12 protein-coding genes are annotated in these 18,660 nt (G+C 36.2%); 1 reads left to right on the forward strand and 11 read right to left on the reverse strand.

Going from position 1 to position 18,660, the window contains the following annotated elements:
• The first annotated feature begins 71 nt into the window (after nt 1-71).
• A complete protein-coding gene (locus RBU59_RS10535) occupies nt 72-1,958 on the forward strand; it encodes a PfkB family carbohydrate kinase (protein WP_308147825.1) in 1,887 nt (628 codons plus the stop codon).
• Nucleotides 1,959-2,180: 222 nt separating this feature from the next.
• On the opposite strand, the gene RBU59_RS10540 is transcribed toward RBU59_RS10535, so the two are convergent.
• The 11 genes from RBU59_RS10540 to RBU59_RS10590 form a co-directional block, all read right to left on the reverse strand.
• The gene (locus RBU59_RS10540) at nt 2,181-3,581 is read right to left on the reverse strand and encodes a redoxin domain-containing protein (protein ID WP_308147826.1); all 1,401 of its coding nucleotides are present in this window, start codon (nt 3,579-3,581) and stop codon (nt 2,181-2,183) included.
• A 108-nt stretch (nt 3,582-3,689) separates the two neighbouring features.
• The gene (locus tag RBU59_RS10545; RefSeq protein WP_308147827.1) at nt 3,690-4,343 is read right to left on the reverse strand and encodes a 4Fe-4S binding protein; all 654 of its coding nucleotides are present in this window, start codon (nt 4,341-4,343) and stop codon (nt 3,690-3,692) included.
• A 134-nt stretch (nt 4,344-4,477) separates the two neighbouring features.
• Nucleotides 4,478-5,581 carry an ABC transporter permease gene (locus RBU59_RS10550; protein ID WP_308147828.1) on the reverse strand — a complete coding sequence of 368 codons (1,104 nt, stop codon included), beginning with the start codon at nt 5,579-5,581 and terminating at the stop codon, nt 4,478-4,480.
• Nucleotides 5,568-7,610: a biotin/lipoyl-binding protein gene (locus RBU59_RS10555; protein WP_308147829.1), complete on the reverse strand. Its 2,043-nt coding sequence runs from the start codon at nt 7,608-7,610 to the stop codon at nt 5,568-5,570. Before RBU59_RS10555 ends, RBU59_RS10550 begins: the two co-directional genes overlap by 14 nt.
• Nucleotides 7,611-7,629: 19 nt before the next feature.
• A complete protein-coding gene (locus RBU59_RS10560; RefSeq protein WP_308148575.1) occupies nt 7,630-8,484 on the reverse strand; it encodes a carbohydrate ABC transporter permease in 855 nt (284 codons plus the stop codon).
• A 43-nt stretch (nt 8,485-8,527) separates the two neighbouring features.
• Nucleotides 8,528-9,460, reverse strand: a complete 933-nt coding sequence (locus RBU59_RS10565) for a carbohydrate ABC transporter permease (protein WP_308147830.1) — start codon at nt 9,458-9,460, stop codon at nt 8,528-8,530.
• A gap of 7 nt (nt 9,461-9,467) precedes the next feature.
• Nucleotides 9,468-11,747, reverse strand: coding sequence for an ABC transporter substrate-binding protein (locus RBU59_RS10570; RefSeq protein WP_308147831.1), 2,280 nt, complete (start codon nt 11,745-11,747; stop codon nt 9,468-9,470).
• Nucleotides 11,748-11,983: 236 nt separating this feature from the next.
• Nucleotides 11,984-13,282, reverse strand: coding sequence for a sensor histidine kinase (locus tag RBU59_RS10575; RefSeq protein WP_308147832.1), 1,299 nt, complete (start codon nt 13,280-13,282; stop codon nt 11,984-11,986).
• Nucleotides 13,275-13,958 (reverse strand): response regulator transcription factor, encoded by a 684-nt coding sequence (locus RBU59_RS10580; protein WP_308147833.1) that lies wholly within the window; start codon nt 13,956-13,958, stop codon nt 13,275-13,277. Before RBU59_RS10580 ends, RBU59_RS10575 begins: the two co-directional genes overlap by 8 nt.
• Before the next feature lie 470 nt (nt 13,959-14,428).
• Entirely contained in the window at nt 14,429-15,451 is a 1,023-nt protein-coding gene (locus RBU59_RS10585; RefSeq protein WP_308147834.1) for a zinc-dependent alcohol dehydrogenase family protein, read from the reverse strand.
• Nucleotides 15,452-15,669: 218 nt separating this feature from the next.
• Nucleotides 15,670-18,645, reverse strand: coding sequence for a hypothetical protein (locus tag RBU59_RS10590; protein ID WP_308147835.1), 2,976 nt, complete (start codon nt 18,643-18,645; stop codon nt 15,670-15,672).
• Nucleotides 18,646-18,660: the final 15 nt, after the last annotated feature.

Consider the following 18,660-nt stretch of genomic DNA (forward strand, 5'->3'; position numbering starts at 1 on the left):
TTTCACTATTGACTTTTAAAGGGCGATATATGATAATGTTTATGATTCTATGGGAGTATTGGAGGGTTGATATGACGATCAAAGAAATAGCGAAATTAGCCGGTGTTTCCGTTTCCACCGTTTCTAAAATCGTAAACGGAAAAGATGAAAATATTAATATTGATACAAGAAACCGGGTATTAAAGATAGTAAAAGAATATAATTATTCACCCTATTCCTTTGTAAAAAATATCAGTCTTGCTAAAACATTTAATATTGCAGTGGTATTAAAAGCGTCTTCAGCTAATTTCCCATTGATTAACGGCATTTTAGACACAGCAAAATCTTTAAATTATCAGGTAACACTTGTTTATAATAACTCCTCAGAAGATGAACTGATGTCCATTACCGCACTTTGTAAAAACAGAGCTGACGGATTAATCTGGGAACAATTTGATAGTAACTCAGAAATGAGCCGGAAACAGTTAGACGATAACAATACTCCTTATATTTGTATTAACAGCGAAACAGATTCTTCAATTACCAACATCAATTTTACAAAGTTAGGTGAATTAGCTACCGGTAGTCTAATCCAGAAAAAACATCAGAAAATAGCTTACATTACCAATAATAAATTCAAACAAGATAATGAATTTTTTGAAGGCTTTAAACAGTGTTTATTTCAGAATACGATTTCTTATTCAGACTCCATGTATATAAATCATCTGGATTCTCAATTAATAGACACTTTACTGATAAATGATTTTACTGCAGCCATTTGTTCAAGCCGTGAAGTTGCCCTTACAATTTATGAGCAATTAGACCGATTACACCGAAAGATACCTCGTGATTTTTCTTTGGTTTGTTTGCAGGGAGATCTTACAGCGGAGTATGCTTATCCCAAAATATCTCATTTAGAAATACCTTATTACACCTATGGACAGTTCCTTTGTAATTATTTAATCGAGGATTTGGAAAAACTGTCTCATAAGGAAGTTTCTTTTGATTTACCTGATACTGTAATTAATGATTTGAGTATTGATATCCCAAGAACGATACGTTCCAAGCATATTGTTGTTGTAGGCAGTATTCATATGGATATAAATTTAAATGTAAAGGAGGCCCCTCAGGCAGGTAAGAGTATTGAGGCAGTTCACTGTGCATTTAATCCCGGCGGAAAAGGTGCTAATCAAGCCGTAGGTGTATCTAAGTTGGGAAAAGATGTATTTTTAATCGGAAAAGTTGGGAATGACTACGAAGGTACAATTATTTTAGATTTTCTAAATAAAAATGATGTTAATATTCATGGAATAACCCGGGATAAATACGTGGATACCGGCAAAGCATTTATTCACATACTGGAAGATGGTGAAAGCAGCATTACCTTTTACCCTGCGGCAAATAACCAACTGACACCGGAAGATATTGACAGAAATTTATGCTCATTTAAAAATGCCCGTTTTTGCCTTCTGCAGACAGAAATACCACTAAAAACTTTCGAACGTGCGGCTGAAATTGCTAAAGCAAATAATGTACAGATAATCTTAAAACCATCCGCTGTTCCCAATATAAGCGACCGTTTATTAGCAATGCTGGATTATTTTATACCAAATGAGAAAGAAATTAATTATCTATGCCCAAAATTATCTACACCCGAAGAGCAAACTGCTTATTTTATTGAAAAAGGGGTTAAAAATGTTATATTGACCGCCGGCCATAATGGCTGTTATTTAAGAACCAGAGATATCTTCAGGCATTTTCCCGCTCTTGCCTTTACTCCCGTTGATACGACCGGAGCTGCCGATGCATTTATTGCTGCGCTTTCCGTTTATTTATCGGAAGATCATCCTATAACAGAAGCGATTCAATATGCTACCTGTGCAGCCGGTTTCTGTATAACAAGGGAAGGGGTTACATCTGCTATGATTGACCGGATTTCACTTGAGACGTATATGAGTAAACAACGAAGCTTAATGTAGGGAAATACTTATATTTTTACAAAATGATTTATATAAATATTGCAAACCATTAAAACCTTTATCGATTATAGTAAAATATATTCTATAAAGGTTTTATTATGTATATAGATTAAATTACTCCATTCTAATACCGCACAAAAAAGGGACCTAATGCAATAATCTTTGTGTTAAAAACAGATTTTGCATCAGCCCCCTGCATTCAATTATAAATAGATTCCATTTTTATTTTGTTGCTTTCAGTGTTTGCTCAATTACATTTTTCATCATATCTTTTGTCATCATTCCCGGCACATAACCATATATATTTCCCTCTTTATCAATCATATATGTTGTGGGAAATGCTGAAATATAGTAATCTTGCAGGATTTCCCCCGTTTCATCATATAACGACGGAAATGTATAGCCGTTTTTCTCCATAAAATCGGCAATCTTATCTTTTTCTTCATCCTGATTATTAGGATATTGATCATTTTTAGGATTGGTAACCCCTAAAAAAATCACATCCCCTTCATTGTTACCATACTCTTTATAAAGTTCTTCTATATGAGGTATTTCTTCCTTACAGGGCGGACACCAGGTGGCCCAGAAATTTAAAAATACAACTTTGCCCTTATAATCGGATAACGTATGATCTTTCCCATATTGGTCTGTTAAAGTAAAATCAAAGGCCGGAATCGTAGTATCATTTTCCTTATTCTCCTTTTCCGAATCTGAATTATCACCGGATTCCGTAGTGCCGGTATTATCCTCTGTACTGTTGGTAAGATCTGATTTATCTTCATCCGTTGTGTTATCTGCAGTCTCCGGTTTTCCTGCCTTGTCTGGTATGCTGTCGGAAGATTCTGATTCATCTTGTGCAGCCTCTTTTAATCTGCTCTGCTGGCTGCTGCTGATGGAATTCAAGTAGCCGGAGATTCCATTCATCCATCCGGTAAAAGTCATAATACCCATAATAAGTAACAGCACTCCGCCTGCTTTAATTGTGTATCTTAAGAATTTTTGTTTTGACTTTAAAAATTCCAATACCTGAGTTGTAAATAAACCAAGCAGCAAAAACGGTAATACAAACCCTATTGCATAAATAAGTACCAGGAGGTTCCCGGCAACTGCTGTTTTAGCCCCGGATGCCATAATTAATACGGAAGACAGAATCGGCCCAATACAAGGCGTCCAGGCAAAGCTGAATGTAAAACCTAATAAAAGAGCAACCACTGGATTCACTTTTTTATCCGTTAAATTCAGATTGATTTTTTTCTCTTTCTGCATGAAAGAAAATTCTAATATTCCGAGCTGATATAAACCTAATGCTATAATAAGAATCCCGCCGAGTCTTGTAAATAACAGTTTATTATTATTAAAAAATCTTCCTAATGCGGTAAATGACAAACCCAGGATGAAAAAAGCAAAAGATATCCCAAGAATAAAAAATAAAGTATGAAGAAATACTTTTTTTCTCTCGTACTGTATGACTCCCTCCTCTGTTACTTTTTTCGCATTACCTGCCAGAAAACTCATATAAACAGGTATTAACGGAATAACACAGGGAGAGAAGAAAGAAAGCAGTCCTTCCAAAAATACCAACGCAAAGCTGATATGTTCTGTTGTTATAATTCCAGTAATCATTAATTTCCTCCTTATTGGTTCTTTTATCACACTATTGATAAATGGACAGCAAGCTTAAAACTGTAATCTATTACAACATATTCTTATTATAACAGGAATATCACATAACTAAAAACTGATTTTATCATAACCAATTGCTTTTTTAGGACAGACATTGCTACATTTGCCGCATTGTATACAGTCCGGATGACTTAGAATATTACCTTTGTAATCATAAGGAACGATACCTAATGGGCATTTCTTTTCACACAATTTACAGGAAACGCAGTCAGATGTAACCTGCAGAACTTTTTTACTTTTTCTGAATCCGGCAACTAAGGAAGCAAGCGTACCCATAGGGCAAAAATGGCACCAGGTACGGTGGTTATATAACAGGGAAAGCATTACACCTGCTATCGTGGTAATTACGATTAACCGGTAGAAGACCATTCCGATACCATAAGGATTCCCCCAGTTATTTTTAATTCCCAATACAAACATTGTCATCATAAATACAACCATAAAAGCCCTGAAAAAGACAGATTTAAGAAACTCCGGCACTTTTTTGTTCCTGCTGATTTTTATCACCACATTATCATAGAAATTTCCTCTGGGACATAGATTTCCGCACCAGAACCTTCCTTTGAAAAAGGAAACCGCAATTGGTGCAGCCATACAGATTACCGCCGCTAAAGCAAATCTTAGATCAAATAAGCTTAAAAAGATAAAAGCTAACAGTAGTAAAAAAGAATACTTTTTCCAAATGATTAATAAATTTTTCAATATAAACTCTCCTAACTGATTTTTAACCCTTCCTGTTAACTTGAAAGGTTACTTATTATACGTTTTATTATACTGATTTATTTATTATAAACTGTGACTTCATCACAGGAAAAAGAGGCACTTTTTATAGTATTTCACTTAAAAGTGCCCCTTAAACCGTTATGATCTTCTCTAAAATTAAGAATAGGTATCTCCATAAGAATTAGTATATATATAAAAATATATAAGTGAAACAATATAATTACATTAAGTAATACTTTTGATATTTTATCCATCAAATATACATCTTTTGGATTAGGAACTAAATATCTGATCTCAAGTAACCGGCTTTTCATCAGCTGAGACTGTTCTGTCCAATAATCAAAATCCGACCATTTAGAGGGAATCAGTTTATCCGGTATGAAAAAGGGATTACCGGTAATCCGATAAAGAATAAAACCAAAACCAATCAGTATAATCAGCAGAATCCCGATGTAAAGAAAGAATAAACCTGCTTTTTGTTTCTTACTAATCTGATAAATAACATTATAAATCTTGCAGCAGATACAAAAGAAAAAAATCCAAAGAGGTAAATTTATTAAGGAATAAATGATTCTCCCATAAAAATATCCGTCTATAATGGTAGCATTATCCGCCATTTGGTTTGCTAATAAAAATTCTTCCGCAAATGTCTCTCCCATTTGTTTATCCTTATAACCTAACTCCAGATTGGGGTATTCTTTTATATTACCTGATCCCTGTATCAGAAGAACCGGATACTCTGCTCTGACTACACCTCGTACTATATAATCCTTTTTATTGTATGTTACCGTATTGCCGACTGCGAACTCTGTACCGAATAAAAGATAAGATGTTTTTGTATCTATAAGACATCCCTTCTTATCCTGCCTGTATACGTAATTACCGCTTGCTAATGTCATGGGAACCGTGAAAGCCATATTACCGGATGTCATAACAACCGATACCTTCTGAGTCCGATATAAATCTTTGTTTTTAATTTCTGCTTCCTTTATAAAAAGCCAGGCGGTTACCTCTGGAATGTCAGAGTTACCCTTAAGTTTTTCATTTTTAAGTGCCTTATTTATTGTCCGATCACTGACTCCCCCTGTACTGAACCTGATACTTACTGCAGAGTATTCTTTTCTTATAAAGGAAGCTTCTTTCATTTTTGAGGCTGTAAACCAAACTGTTATTACACATAAAATAATAAGCAGTACACTGTATTTATTCCATTTCATAAACCCTTACCCGATCTCCTTCTGAAATGTTTTTATTACTGCCTGTAATAATCTGATCCTCTTCTGTAAGAGAAGCCTCAATGGCCGCGGTTTTGGCATCCTGTGATGTCACGGTCACTTCTAATCGAAACGCCGTATCTTCTTTACCAAGCACCCCGTCTTTTTCTTTCACAAGAAGAATATAAGTGCCTTTAGAATCCTCACGGAGTCCCTGAATCGGAATACATCTCGGATAAGTTTCAGATTCCTTATTTATCTCGTAATCCAGGCTTCCTCCCACACTATAATCCCCGTCCGGTAAAAGCGCCGAAAATTTAACCATTCCGTCTTGATCCGGTAACCCGATATTCTCTATCTGGGAAGTTATCTTATCATTTTCCATACCGGTATCTATTTCCAGTTCATCTCCCACAGTGAACCGCTTCATATCCTCCTTGTCGGCATTCATAGAAAGCTCATAACCACCGGTTGCCAGAATAAGTTTTTCCTGGCCTGTTAAGACACTTCCCTGTTCCAAATCATTTTTCGTTACCACACCTGAGCTCGGTGCTCTCACTTTTCCTTTATTTGATATAATCGCCTGCAGTTCTTCTATTTCATTTTGTTTTTCCTTCAAATCTAATTGCAGCATTTTTTGATCTACCTCAACGGACTTTTGCTGAATCAGTTTATTTTCCTCTGCCAACTGCTCATTTTCTTTTGCCTCTGTTAATGAAAGTTTCGCAGTAACAAGCGCCCTTTTCCCGTCGGTTACTGCCTTTTTTCCATCTTTTAATTCTTCTTTATAATCATAGGTTCCGTTATCTATTTCCGTTAAAATATCATTTAGTTCTTCTTTTTTCTGAAAAGCATCCATTAATTTTGTATCCCATTGTTCCCTTATCCGGGATTCATCTTCTTTCGCCCTGTCCAGATTTGTTTCGGCTGCACTGATTTTCTCCTCGTCAGCTTCCAGTGAATCATAAATAAATTGATATAATACAGCATAGGTTTTACCCACATTATTTCTGTTATCTTCCTCTAAATCTTCTCTGTAGTTATTGATAGCATCACCCAGTTCATTATCTTTCTCTGATAATCGATTCAGTGAAGCTTTTGCATCTTCGATTACTCTGTTTGCATTTTTTATTTCTTCTTTTTTGGATATTAACTGCTCTTCATAAGCCTTTTTAACCGCTTCTTCCTCAGAATCCTTGTCGTCTTCATTGATGGCTTTATTCCATTTCTTTTTAATATCTTTCAGATCTTCCTTGGCTCTCTCTAATTTTTTATCTGCATCACTTTTTTCTGCCAGATGCTCTTGATATTTTCCTTTGTAATAATAATCATAGATTTCATCCGAGACAGTTTCTATATTGTTTTCGTTCTTATTAAGTACGGCTTCTTTATATTCCTCCAGCTTTTCCATTAATATTTGCTGCGGTTTCTGTAATTCCGACAGTTCCCTTCTGGCATCTAAGGTCGCTCTCCCGGCTTTCTTTTCGTCTTCTTCCTTTGATGAGATTAGTTCTTCCAAAGCTCTGGAAGCTTCTTTTAATTCCTTTTCTTTTTCTTTCTTAACATTCTTTTTCAAATCAGTTACGGCACTTTTAGCTGCCTCTAGATCCTCTTTGGCATTTTTGTATGCCAGTTCCGCTTTCTGTACCTCATCCGGATTCTCCTCAGTCCCACCGGTTAGGTCTGTTTTGTCATATTGCAGCTGCAGTTTTTTCAATTCCTTTTCCAATGCAGCCTTTTTCTTTAACAAACTCTTTAAATCATATTGGAAGAGTAAATCTCCCTTTTCCACCTGCTTCCCTTTCTCTATGGAAACCTTGCCGATTTTTAACCCGTCAGATAATGAGATATATTTTTGCGCATTTTCTTTTATTGTTCCAGTTCCTGAAATTTCAAATGTCAACTCGCCTTCTTTCGCCGCAGCTACTTCAACTTTAGCAACCATCACGGAGGCTGCTGCTCTGGATACAACGGTAAAAAAAGCCATTAGTATAAAAAAACCAAGTAATAGTCTCCTTAATTTATTTTCCATGATAATCCTTTTACCTTTCTTATTCTTTTAAACCGGAGGCTGCTATCCCCTGTTCCAAATACTTCTGTCCGTACAAGAATAATAACAATGCCGGAAACATCATAAAAACTGATGCAACAAACGCTGCCCCTGCATTCTCCGAAGAAATCTCTGGTAAATAAAGCGGTAAGGGCCAAAGTTCCTTTCTTCTGATCAGGAATGTAAGGGGCTGCTCAATCGCATTCCAATATTCCAAAAAACCTAATGTTATAATGGAGAGAATACCGGGGGAACCAATGGGAACCCCTATCCGCGTAAATATAATAAATTCACTGGCACCGTCAAGCTTTGCTGCTTCAATGAGCGACATAGGTATTTCTTTAAAAAACTTCACCAAAATAAAAACCGGAAACGTAGAAAAGATATTAGGAAGAATTAAGGCCAGATGAGTGTCCACAAGCCCCAACCGGTATAACACCAGATAGCTGGATACCATTGTAACCTGAAAGGGCAGAACCATAAGAATAATATAAATTAAAAATATAAGCTTTTTACCCTTAAACTCAAATCTGGCAAAAGCCCAGGCAGCAGGCACTGCAATTCCCAATTGCCCCAGGAGTACCGGTATCACCTGAATACAGGAGTTCCAGAACATAACAAAAAATTTAGGTGAATCCAGTAATAATTCCACGTAATGCTTAAGCGTGGGATACCTGGGAAACAATGTCCAGGAAGCGAAACCCTCTCTTTGACTTAATACGGATCCTATATCGCTATATAATTCATCCCCTCCCATAAAGGACCCGGTAATTAACATCCACAAGGGTATCCATATAAACAGAGTAAGAATAAATAACAGGCCGGTTTTAACAATCAATTTAATTTTTATATTCATAATCATGCCTTTTTTTCTTGTATTTTCTTTCGACTTATTCATCTCACTCCTCATTCCTATCCAGCTTCTTAAATACTAAAATAATTGCAATAAATAAAATTACACACATCACTGCTGCAGCGCTCATTTTCTGAATATCCAGGGAAACAAACCAATTGCCGAACAAATGCTGCAGCATATAGATGCTTTCCTGGGGATAATCTCCCGAAATCAAATACGCCTCCCGGAATACCTTAAAGGAATTGACAAAGGAAAGAATACCAATTACATATACAGACGCCCGTAGCTTTGGTAATGTAATATAACGAAATTTATCCCAATACCCTGCACCATCCACACCGGCAGCTTCATATAAAACATTTGGAATTCCGTTTAAACCGGTCAGCCACAAAATCATATTGTATCCTGTATTTTTCCACAGATAAGTAAATATCAGTACCCAAAAGGCCTTATCCGTATTCATAAAATCCATCTTATCATTTCCCACATGTATAAGTAATACATTAAGCAGACCATTTTCGTGAAAATACAACCTCCAGAGTAATACCACGGAAGCCACCGGTATTGCCATAGGAAATAAAAACGCAGTCTTAAAGAAGCTTTCAAATTTTCTCTGATTATATAGAAGCAGAGATAAAATCAAAGAGATCAGCATCAGTAACGGAATGCAGGTAATTAAAAAGCGTCCCGTATTTCTTACTGCCTGTAAAAAGGCTGCATTATGGATAACCAGCTTATAGTTATCCATTCCTACAAACCTGCCGCTCATAGCTTCATAAAAGGATCGTCTTATAACATCTGCAAAGGGAAGTAATACGAATACGGTTACCCCTATTAAACTTGGAAGCAGGAAGAGCCAGGCCTTTCCTGCTTCTCTTTGTTTATGATATGTCTTTTTTCTTCTTTTTTTATTTAGGTTTACTGTTTTTCGCGTACATCTATGTTTAAATGAGATACTTTTTATAATCCTGCCCATATTTTACCTATTCTGCCAGGTAAGTATTTACCTTTGCTTTTACCGCTGCCGTTGCCTGATTTTCATCTATATCTCCCTTAAGAAAAGGTAAAACCTCATCTATAATCATAGTGATCAGTATCTGATTGGTCTCAATAGGTTCTTTAACACTCTGCGCTATCTTTTTAATGCTTTCTCTTTCTTCTTTGGTTGGCCAATCAGCACTCAGCATATTGCCATCCTTATCACTAACAGCTATACTAATACCATCATTTTCTTTTTCAATCCATCCATTCATGGATTTAGCATTTACCGGAAATCCGTCATAAACATCTGCATCCTGTACCTCTTTATTAAATAAAAAGCTGATGAATTTCTTAGCTATGTCACTTTCTTTACTTCCATTGTTAAGCCCCACCATACCACTTGGTATAAACATCTGATTAATAGATTGGTACTCCCAATTATTATTTTTTATGGCAGCAAATAAAAGCATGGAGTCGGTAATGTTTTTAACCCGCAATATGGATGCACTATATTTCTTATTATAAGTTGACATATCACCGGGAAATAAATTATCACTGCCTAACAGCTGGTCATATAACTTATTTGATTTCATTTCTTCTTTATTAACTTCCGTTGCGCCGATATTCTCGGATATTGTTTTTATATTCTGTAAGTAACTCTTAAATTTAGTTTCATCCAATGTTCCATTTTGGAATAAATCCCTGGAATATAACGCTAAGTAATCAGCGAGCAGCCACTTATAAATGGTAGACTTATAATAAGGTTTTTTATTCAATTTCTTTATATAATCCGCGGTATCAGCTGTACTCGCAGCTGCTTTTATTGCCTCTTGTTCTCCCTCGATTAACGGTAAAGAAAATCGAACCGGCATTTGATATATTTTGCTGTCTTTCTCATATGCATCGGTTATATTCGTAAGTAAATCTCCCGATTTTTCCATTGGTTCGATCAAAGCTTTAATATCAGCCAAAACACCTTTTTCTATATAGGAATTCACCGGCAGCCCATCCAAAACCAATACATCTGCTCCGTTACCGGCTAATAATTCCGTATTGAGCGAACGAATATAATCTGCAATATTACCGCTTTCCTCACCCATCGCTACTACATAGTTGACTTTAATATCCGAATTTTCGGCCTGGAACAGAGATATTGCCTGTCTGATCGTACTATTTTCCCAAAGGGAATATACCGTAATCTCTTTTGACGGGACGGAGGATACCTCCTTATTAAATACATAATGCATCAATTCATATCCGCCATCGGTCACAACGTATACCGCATAATATTCCTCCGGATCCTCTTCATTTACAAATAAAGAAGAAATCGACAGAGTGGGCATACTCATGGAATTAAGGGATCCATCCACAATGGTTTCCCATAAGGTACCATCCTTCTGCATTCGGTGAATTCCGTCTTTATCGCCCAGTAACAGCGTGCCGTCTTTTTTAAGGGCATAGGCACTTGCTTCGGAGGAAACAGTAAAATCTACCGTTTTTACTGTTTCTTTCTGAACCGGGTTATAAAAGAAAACACCTGTTTTATCTTCATTTACCGTAATTATATTTTCACCCGATGTTATGTAATTCTGGATATATTCATTCTGTCCAACCCGTACTTTATCAATCTGGGCTCCGTCTTTTGAAAATACATATAGGGATTTCCAATCCCACTGGTCTGCCAGAACCATACTGCCATCCTCTAATACCTGGATACTTATAATATTCGGATAATGTTTATAATCATTCTTGGTGAATTCTTTCTCAAGATATGGTATCTTTACCGGTTTTGACGTAGTTCCATCCTCGGATTTTAAAATAATAGATTTCATGCTGTTGCTGCTGTAGTCTGTACATACTGCATAATAATTTCCGTCATTTCCAAGACACAAATCATTAATCACTATGTTTTCTTTCAATATCAATTTATTATTTAACCAGCCTGCATTAATATTCTCCCAGGTTTTATCTTTCTTTAACCGGTAACAAATATATTTGTCATTGGTATGGGTATAAACCTCAATTTGCTTTTCTGAATTTTCGATAATTTTAATTATCGTTTCATTCGCCGATAATTCCGGTAATTTCACTTTTTCTTCCATGTATCTTCCCATTGTAGGTTCTTTCGTTTTATCCCCTTTGGATTCTCGCTCAGCCTGGCTGTTCTCTGCTGTATTGGTTATTTGCCCGGTTTCCTGATTCTTTTCTGCCCTGCTGCACCCTGTTAAACTGGTTATTACAAGCATTAGGGCTATAAATAATGCCGTTTTTTTTCTACACATTTAAAAACCTCCGTTTTTTTTCTTTCTCTAACAATAACAGGTAAATCTCTAAAAAATCTTTAAATGAAATAGAGTAGAGAAATAATTGCTAAGAATTATTCCCATAGGGAAGTTTGGATAACTTTTCTATGAATGAAAAAAGTCAAATAAAATACAGAACAAGGCTGTATCTTATTTGACGTAAGTTTCTACTACTAATACCGAATCGGATTGCTGCTGTATTCTAACCATTCCATTCATTCTTTTTTATAAATCGGCAAAGAAACAAGAAACGTTGCTCCACCACCCTTCGTATCTTTCACCTCTATATTGCCCCCGTGGAGGATGGTCAGCTCTTTGGCTATACTAAGTCCCAGTCCGTAGTGGGTTTTATCCTTTCTGGATTTATCTTCTCTGTAGAACCTTTCAAAAATTTCTTTCTTATTATTCTCTGAGATACCGGCACCATGATCTTCCACCTCAAGAAACAAACGATTTTTCTTGCTGTAACCAGACAACAGGATACTATCTTTCTCCACGGTATAAGTTACCGCATTATCAATAAGAACAGCCAGTATCTGCTTGATCCGTTCTCCATCCCCCTCCACTTTAGGCAGTATATCATCCGGTACTTTAAGTTCAAGTTCTTTTCCCTGTTCCTTGCAGTATGGATAAAAAAGATCATAAACTTCAAGTAATAAAGTATCCATATCCAATATTTCTTTCTTGATTCTCCAGCTTCTTGCGTCCGCGGAAGCTAATAACAGCATGTCCTCAATCAAAGCGGCTAAACGTTTACATTCCTTATCAATGCCTTTGGTAAAATGCTCTGTTCTCTCAGGCTCCAGTATTAATGCAGATGCATTTGCCCGAATTACTGCCAGTGGAGATTTTAATTCATGGGAAGCTGCCGCAATAAATTCGGTCTGTCGTCTTCTGCTTTCTTCCACCGGCTTTAAAGACTTGCTTACCATGAATCTGCTTACGAAAAAAAATGCTGTGATTCCTAATAAATCAAGCAATATTAATAAGAACCTTTGTTTTAACACAGATGCCTTATTTCCTGAAATATACTGGAGCGCCACAACACTTCGAAAACCCTTTCCTATTGGCACTATAAAAACTTCCCCCAGATATTTTTCATTCTTATTACCTTTTATTTCATATACCTTACTTTGAATTTCATTCCGGCTAACTGGCCGGATATTGGTATTAATATTATCTTTGCCTGCAAGTTCTTTTATTTTATTAACCAGCACTTCCCGCTTTGTAGGTGCCTGCCAGGAACCCCGAAACTGAAAAGGTATTCCATTATCTTCAATATGAATAATTATATAATTACTTGTTTCCATCTCTGCCATCCATAAATTACTGATATCCTGACTTCCACGGACGTTTTGGTTTATGGTTATAAAATTATTACGAAAGGAATCGATCTGGCTTCTTAGCAGCTGTTCATTGGTGATTACTGCCACAAAAATAATTACTGCCGTTAAAATCAGCCCTGTAGAGCAGGTATATAATAAAATCAACCTATTTCTAATTGATTTAAGCATTTTCGTTTTTCTCCATTCGATATCCGATTCCATGTATGGTTTTGATATTTACTTTTGCATCAAGGGCCTTTAGTCTTCTTCTTATAAAAAATATGTAGTTATCTATATTACCGTCTTCTACAAAGGAATCCATTCCCCATACTCTGCCAAGTATCTGTTCCCTTGTTAGAATCTGCTCTTTATTTAGCAAAAAGAACTCCAGTAATGCCCCTTCCCTTTTTGATAATGATACATTTTTCCCATCGCAAGCTGCCGTATAGGTATTGGTATTTAATTCAACATTCATATACTTAAGCACTGTTAAGTCTTCCATTTTTCTGGGTCTTCTTAAAAGCGCACGGATTCTTGCCATTAATTCCTGAACTTCAAACGGTTTTACCAGATAATCGTCTGCTCCTCCGTCCAGTCCGTCTATTCTGTCATTGATACCGTTCATGGCGGTTACCATTATGACCGGTGTTGTATTCCCTCTATTCCGAATATCCTCTAAGATAGATAGTCCGTCGACCCCCGGCAGCATTCGGTCCAGAATAATAACATCGTAAGCAGAACCGTCCAGATAATAGGCTGCCTCATCCCCGGTATAACACTTATCAAACTCATAGCCTTCTTTTTTTATATGTACGGCTACTGCCTCACATAATTCTTCGTCATCCTCAATCATTAATAACTTCATAAAATGCCCTTTCAATTGATTGTTTTTAACTATTATAACTACAAAACCTAAAAGTTTTATTATTATTTTCTTAATTTTACCATCACAAATAGTTAAAAACAATATCAAAGTGGGTAAACCCCGCTTCAACCACTCGTTCCTCTCATTCATAAGAGTTTTAGGTGATTGCGAAACAACATAGTTATCTAAATATTCCATACAATTCATACGAATTTATAGCTTCAGTTGCCTTTAGGGGCAAGATTCAGCTCTAAAATTGTATGAATCGCATGTCATATTAATGCAAATTTTGAGTTTCGCAATTATCTTATAAGAGTTTAAAAAAGCTAACGAATAAATCAGTAGCTTTATCATTCTGCTGATTTATTCGTTAGCCTAATATATAAATTAATTTTACCTTAGTAAGTCAGATAATCGTATGTCTGCTTACACTTTGTTCGCTAATGACTTCTATACTGCTATAAAATAAATTATTGCCAGGGACCGATAATGTATTTACCCATTGCCCGTAACTCCGGTTTACTTAAAATATCCTTTAATTCTCCGAGAGAAGCTACTTTATGTACCATAGAGGTTACATCAATCTTTTTGGTATCAATCAGATTGATTGCTCTGGTTTGGGTATATGGATTAATAAAGGAAGCTTTAATTTCAATTTCTTTTTGGAAGATTTCAAACGGTTTAATAGAAACAGTATCATCCGGTTTGGTAAGTCCAAACATCATAACAATCGATTTCTTACCTGCAAGTTCAATTGCCTGTGCAATTGTTACCGGTAACCCAACACATTCAATAACCACATCAAAACGGCTGATTCCATTATCTTTTAGTATGGATTTTACATCATCGGACGGATTGATACATAGGTCGGCACCTAATTTTCTTCCCATTTCTCTCTTCTGTTCAACCGGCTCCATAAGTACAACGGTAGACGCTCCGTTTAGTTTTGCCAATTGTAACATAATAAGACCAATCATACCGCCTCCGATTACTAAAACAGTACTGCCCGGTTTAATATTACACATATCAATTCCATGGAGACAGCAGGCAACCGGTTCCGTCATTGCCGCTTCTTCAAAAGTTGTTGTATCTGCTATTTTATATACCTGGGATTGGGGTACCACACAATATTCGGAAAATCCGCCGTTACAGGTGGTACCGATTCCTATCATATGATCGCAAAAATGTCCGATACCGTTTCTGCAGTAATAACATTCCCCGCATAAGGCATTGGGATCAATACAAACCCTGTCCCCCGGTTTATAATTGGTTACTAAAGTACCGACTGCTTCCACGATACCGGAAAATTCATGACCCAATACAGTTCCTGACGGACAATCAGCCGCACCTTTATCCCCTTCATAAATATGTACGTCCGTTCCGCATACCCCGCAGGCCATAACCTTAATTAAAACCTCTCGGTCTTTTGGTTCCGGTTTTTGTAAATCCTCAATTCGTAAATTATGTTTTCCATAAAATACTGCACTCTTCATAAGCTGTACCTCACCTTAATGTATTATTTTTGCAATATATATTTTTATCAGGATCCAGACTGGATTCAATCTTTATCCTAATATTATCAATTTATGATTAACTTAAGTAAACTGTTTTATATAACTATTTTATATAGTACACTTTTTTTTACTAATTTTCAAGAAATATAAGAAAACTCTGCCTTAAAAATCAGCAGAGTTTTTAGTAATTAAAGCATTTATTTTGTTATAATCTCTATCTGCCCACAGCCAAATGGTACAAAGGAATAATCATCCGTCCACGTATCCTCCATTGTCAAATCATAATTTACTATGGCATCTTCATAACCTTTTATTCCTTTGAATGTATTACATCCAACATAATTATTTTCGCCTTTTATATGGTGATGAGGGCCAAAAATATTGCGGTTTGTTCCATGTAAAATTATACTGAGGGTATTTTCACCTTTTATAAGGAAATCGGTGATTTTTATGTCATAAGGAGACATGTAAAGGATTGCTGATTTCCCATTGCATATTATTTCTGCACACACAGCTTTGGGATTTTTAATACTAAGGTATTTTTCTTCCTCTCCATCCCAGCTGATTTTAAGTTCAGCTTTGATGTTTCCTCGATAAAACCAGAGTCCCCTGGTTGTCATATCATTTATTTCATAAACTTCATCCCTGTCTTTTAGGAAAAAATCAGGATTTTTAACTCTTATATGAGTTCTATTCTTAAATACCTCTCCTTTCTGTCCTACACTAAACGAACCTAATATGTAGATTGCCTCCGGTTCCACAGGATAAAAAAACCGGTTTACTTCCGTTTCAAACAGTCCGTCAACCTCCTGAATATTTTGTTTCTGCAGCTGGTATATTAAAACGATACTGTTTTTCCCTCTTCTGGCTTTTCCAAGACAATATTTATGAATACCTCTGTCAATATACCATTCACCTGCTGTCCCATATATGGATTTTCCGTTAAAAATAACGTCAATGCAATCTTTATCTTCAATTGCGGCATACAGCACTTTTGAATCCGTCATTTCACTGGTAAATTCATATTTTGTATAGATAAGATTTCGGGCTGTTTTTGCAAGGTCTTTATATATAAGAGGATGCATTTTTACTATAGGTAATAATTTCGAATATTCATGACCGTCCAGCGAATAGGATGCATAATCAATTGTCAAAACATTTTCATCACAACATGTTATATCCATTGGCGGTATTTCTGATTTACCATATACCTTTTTTAGTTCTGCCCTATCTGAGCCGTCTTCTGCCTCAAGTAACAGTGATTGGTAATTAGTAATTTCTATCGGGACAATCGTTTCATTTTCACCCAGATAGGAATCTATTCTTTTTCTTTCCAGCGTTTCCGGATCTACTATATAAACATTCTTTTGTCCCGGAATACTAACCATTAATTCCCTTCTGCTATCCGTCATATAGTTCCATATGTAAGCTCTTACCACATTATTGTCAAGCTTAGCGGATACATTTAAACCATGGGCAATATCGAAACCACTTTTATCGTAAACCGTTAATAATCTGTTAAAATGTATATAAGAAAAATATTTATACCAAAATCTTCTGCTGTTTTGAATAACCGGACACTTCTTTATCCAATCCATATCTTCGGTATTTATTTTTTCAGGTGTTCGGTCTGCAAATATTACAGTACCACCATTTTGACTAAATTCTTTCAGTAAGGACCAGGTCGTATCGGATAAACAAATTGATTTTGAAACGATTACATAGCGGTATCTGCATTTTCCAACCTGGAGTTTCTTTTCATTAACGAATCCATCCTCTTTTAAAACCGCTTCATCTCCGATGTCGAATCCGACTTGTATATCCATTAAATTATCACAGAGATTTCGGTAAGAAGACATCAATTCCTTTTCCTGCTCTGATAAAGGTTTCGTATGGCAGCAATATATACTCTGCATTGGACTGATAACCAAAATATCTTCCATCCACCTGCCAAGGGCCATTTTATAATTGATACCGCTCATCCATCTGCCGATATGGTGAAACTTCTCCCACCAGGGTTCCTGATAGGAATAAAAGGCAGGATAATCTCTTTTCCGAATTCCTCTTATAGAATGTGTCCCAATATGCAGACATGGAACATTGATTCCGGCAGCAGCCTGCCAGCCCCATATATAACATTGCTCTTCAAAGGAAATATTCCAGCCTGCGCATCCAAAAGTCTCCGAGATGATTTTTTTACGCCCCGTCTGTTTTGCAATACTGGTTACCTGCTTTGTTAATAGTACAGATGTAATTCTTCTGCCCAGATGATCAATACCTGGCATCTGCATATGTTTATATTTAGGCATTACCCCCGCAGTAGAACCTACTTGTTGGATTAAGCTGTCTTCACCCGGACAATGTCCTGTAAATATAACATGATTTATTTCGCACCACTCATAAATCTGTTTAAAGTAGTTTTCATTCATCATTTCCTGTATTGTATTCCAATAATCCATACGGTAACCATAAGTTTCCTCTCCTGAAAATTCATCCAGAAGATAATACAATTTATCTTTATAAGAATAACCATTACGTTTTTTAAAATATTCTTCAAACTCCAGGCTATATGGATAACCCTCTCCGGAATATTGGGGCTCATCAGTAAAAAATCCCGGAACAGAATCTCCCAGGCGATTGCCTAATTCTTTTTTATAACGTTCATGGGTACATTCTATAAAAGCTTTTGTTACTTTATGGGATAAAAGATCGACATAATTCGGTTCAATACTATAATACGCCCAAAGGCTTGCATCTTCCGGTCTGCAGGGTACATAATTATCTCCTACCCTGCGAAAGGAAGCTATTAAATTCTCCGGTCTTTTTTCGTATGTAAATTTCATGTATTTTGAACGGTATTCATCCCCAAGACCATTTACTAATCCGCCTGCAAAACCACTGGGCCAGCCGTCTTCATCATAAATCCATGCTTGCATATTATACTTTTTCGCAGTATCCGCCGCTAATCTGCAGGCATGAAACCATTCATCCGAGAGGTACGGTGTCAGCAATCCCCCTCTTGAATGCATAAAAAAACCTTGTAACCCCTGATCATGAAACTCTTTAATTCTTTCACGTATACTTGTATCATCCATATTTTCATTCCATGCCCAAAAGTTTAACGGAGCAAAATCTTCTCTCGTCAATTGTCTGTTTTCATCTAAAAATTCCATATTATAACCTCCTTA

Source organism: Anaerocolumna sp. MB42-C2, assembly GCF_030913705.1.
GTDB lineage: Bacteria > Bacillota > Clostridia > Lachnospirales > Lachnospiraceae > Anaerocolumna.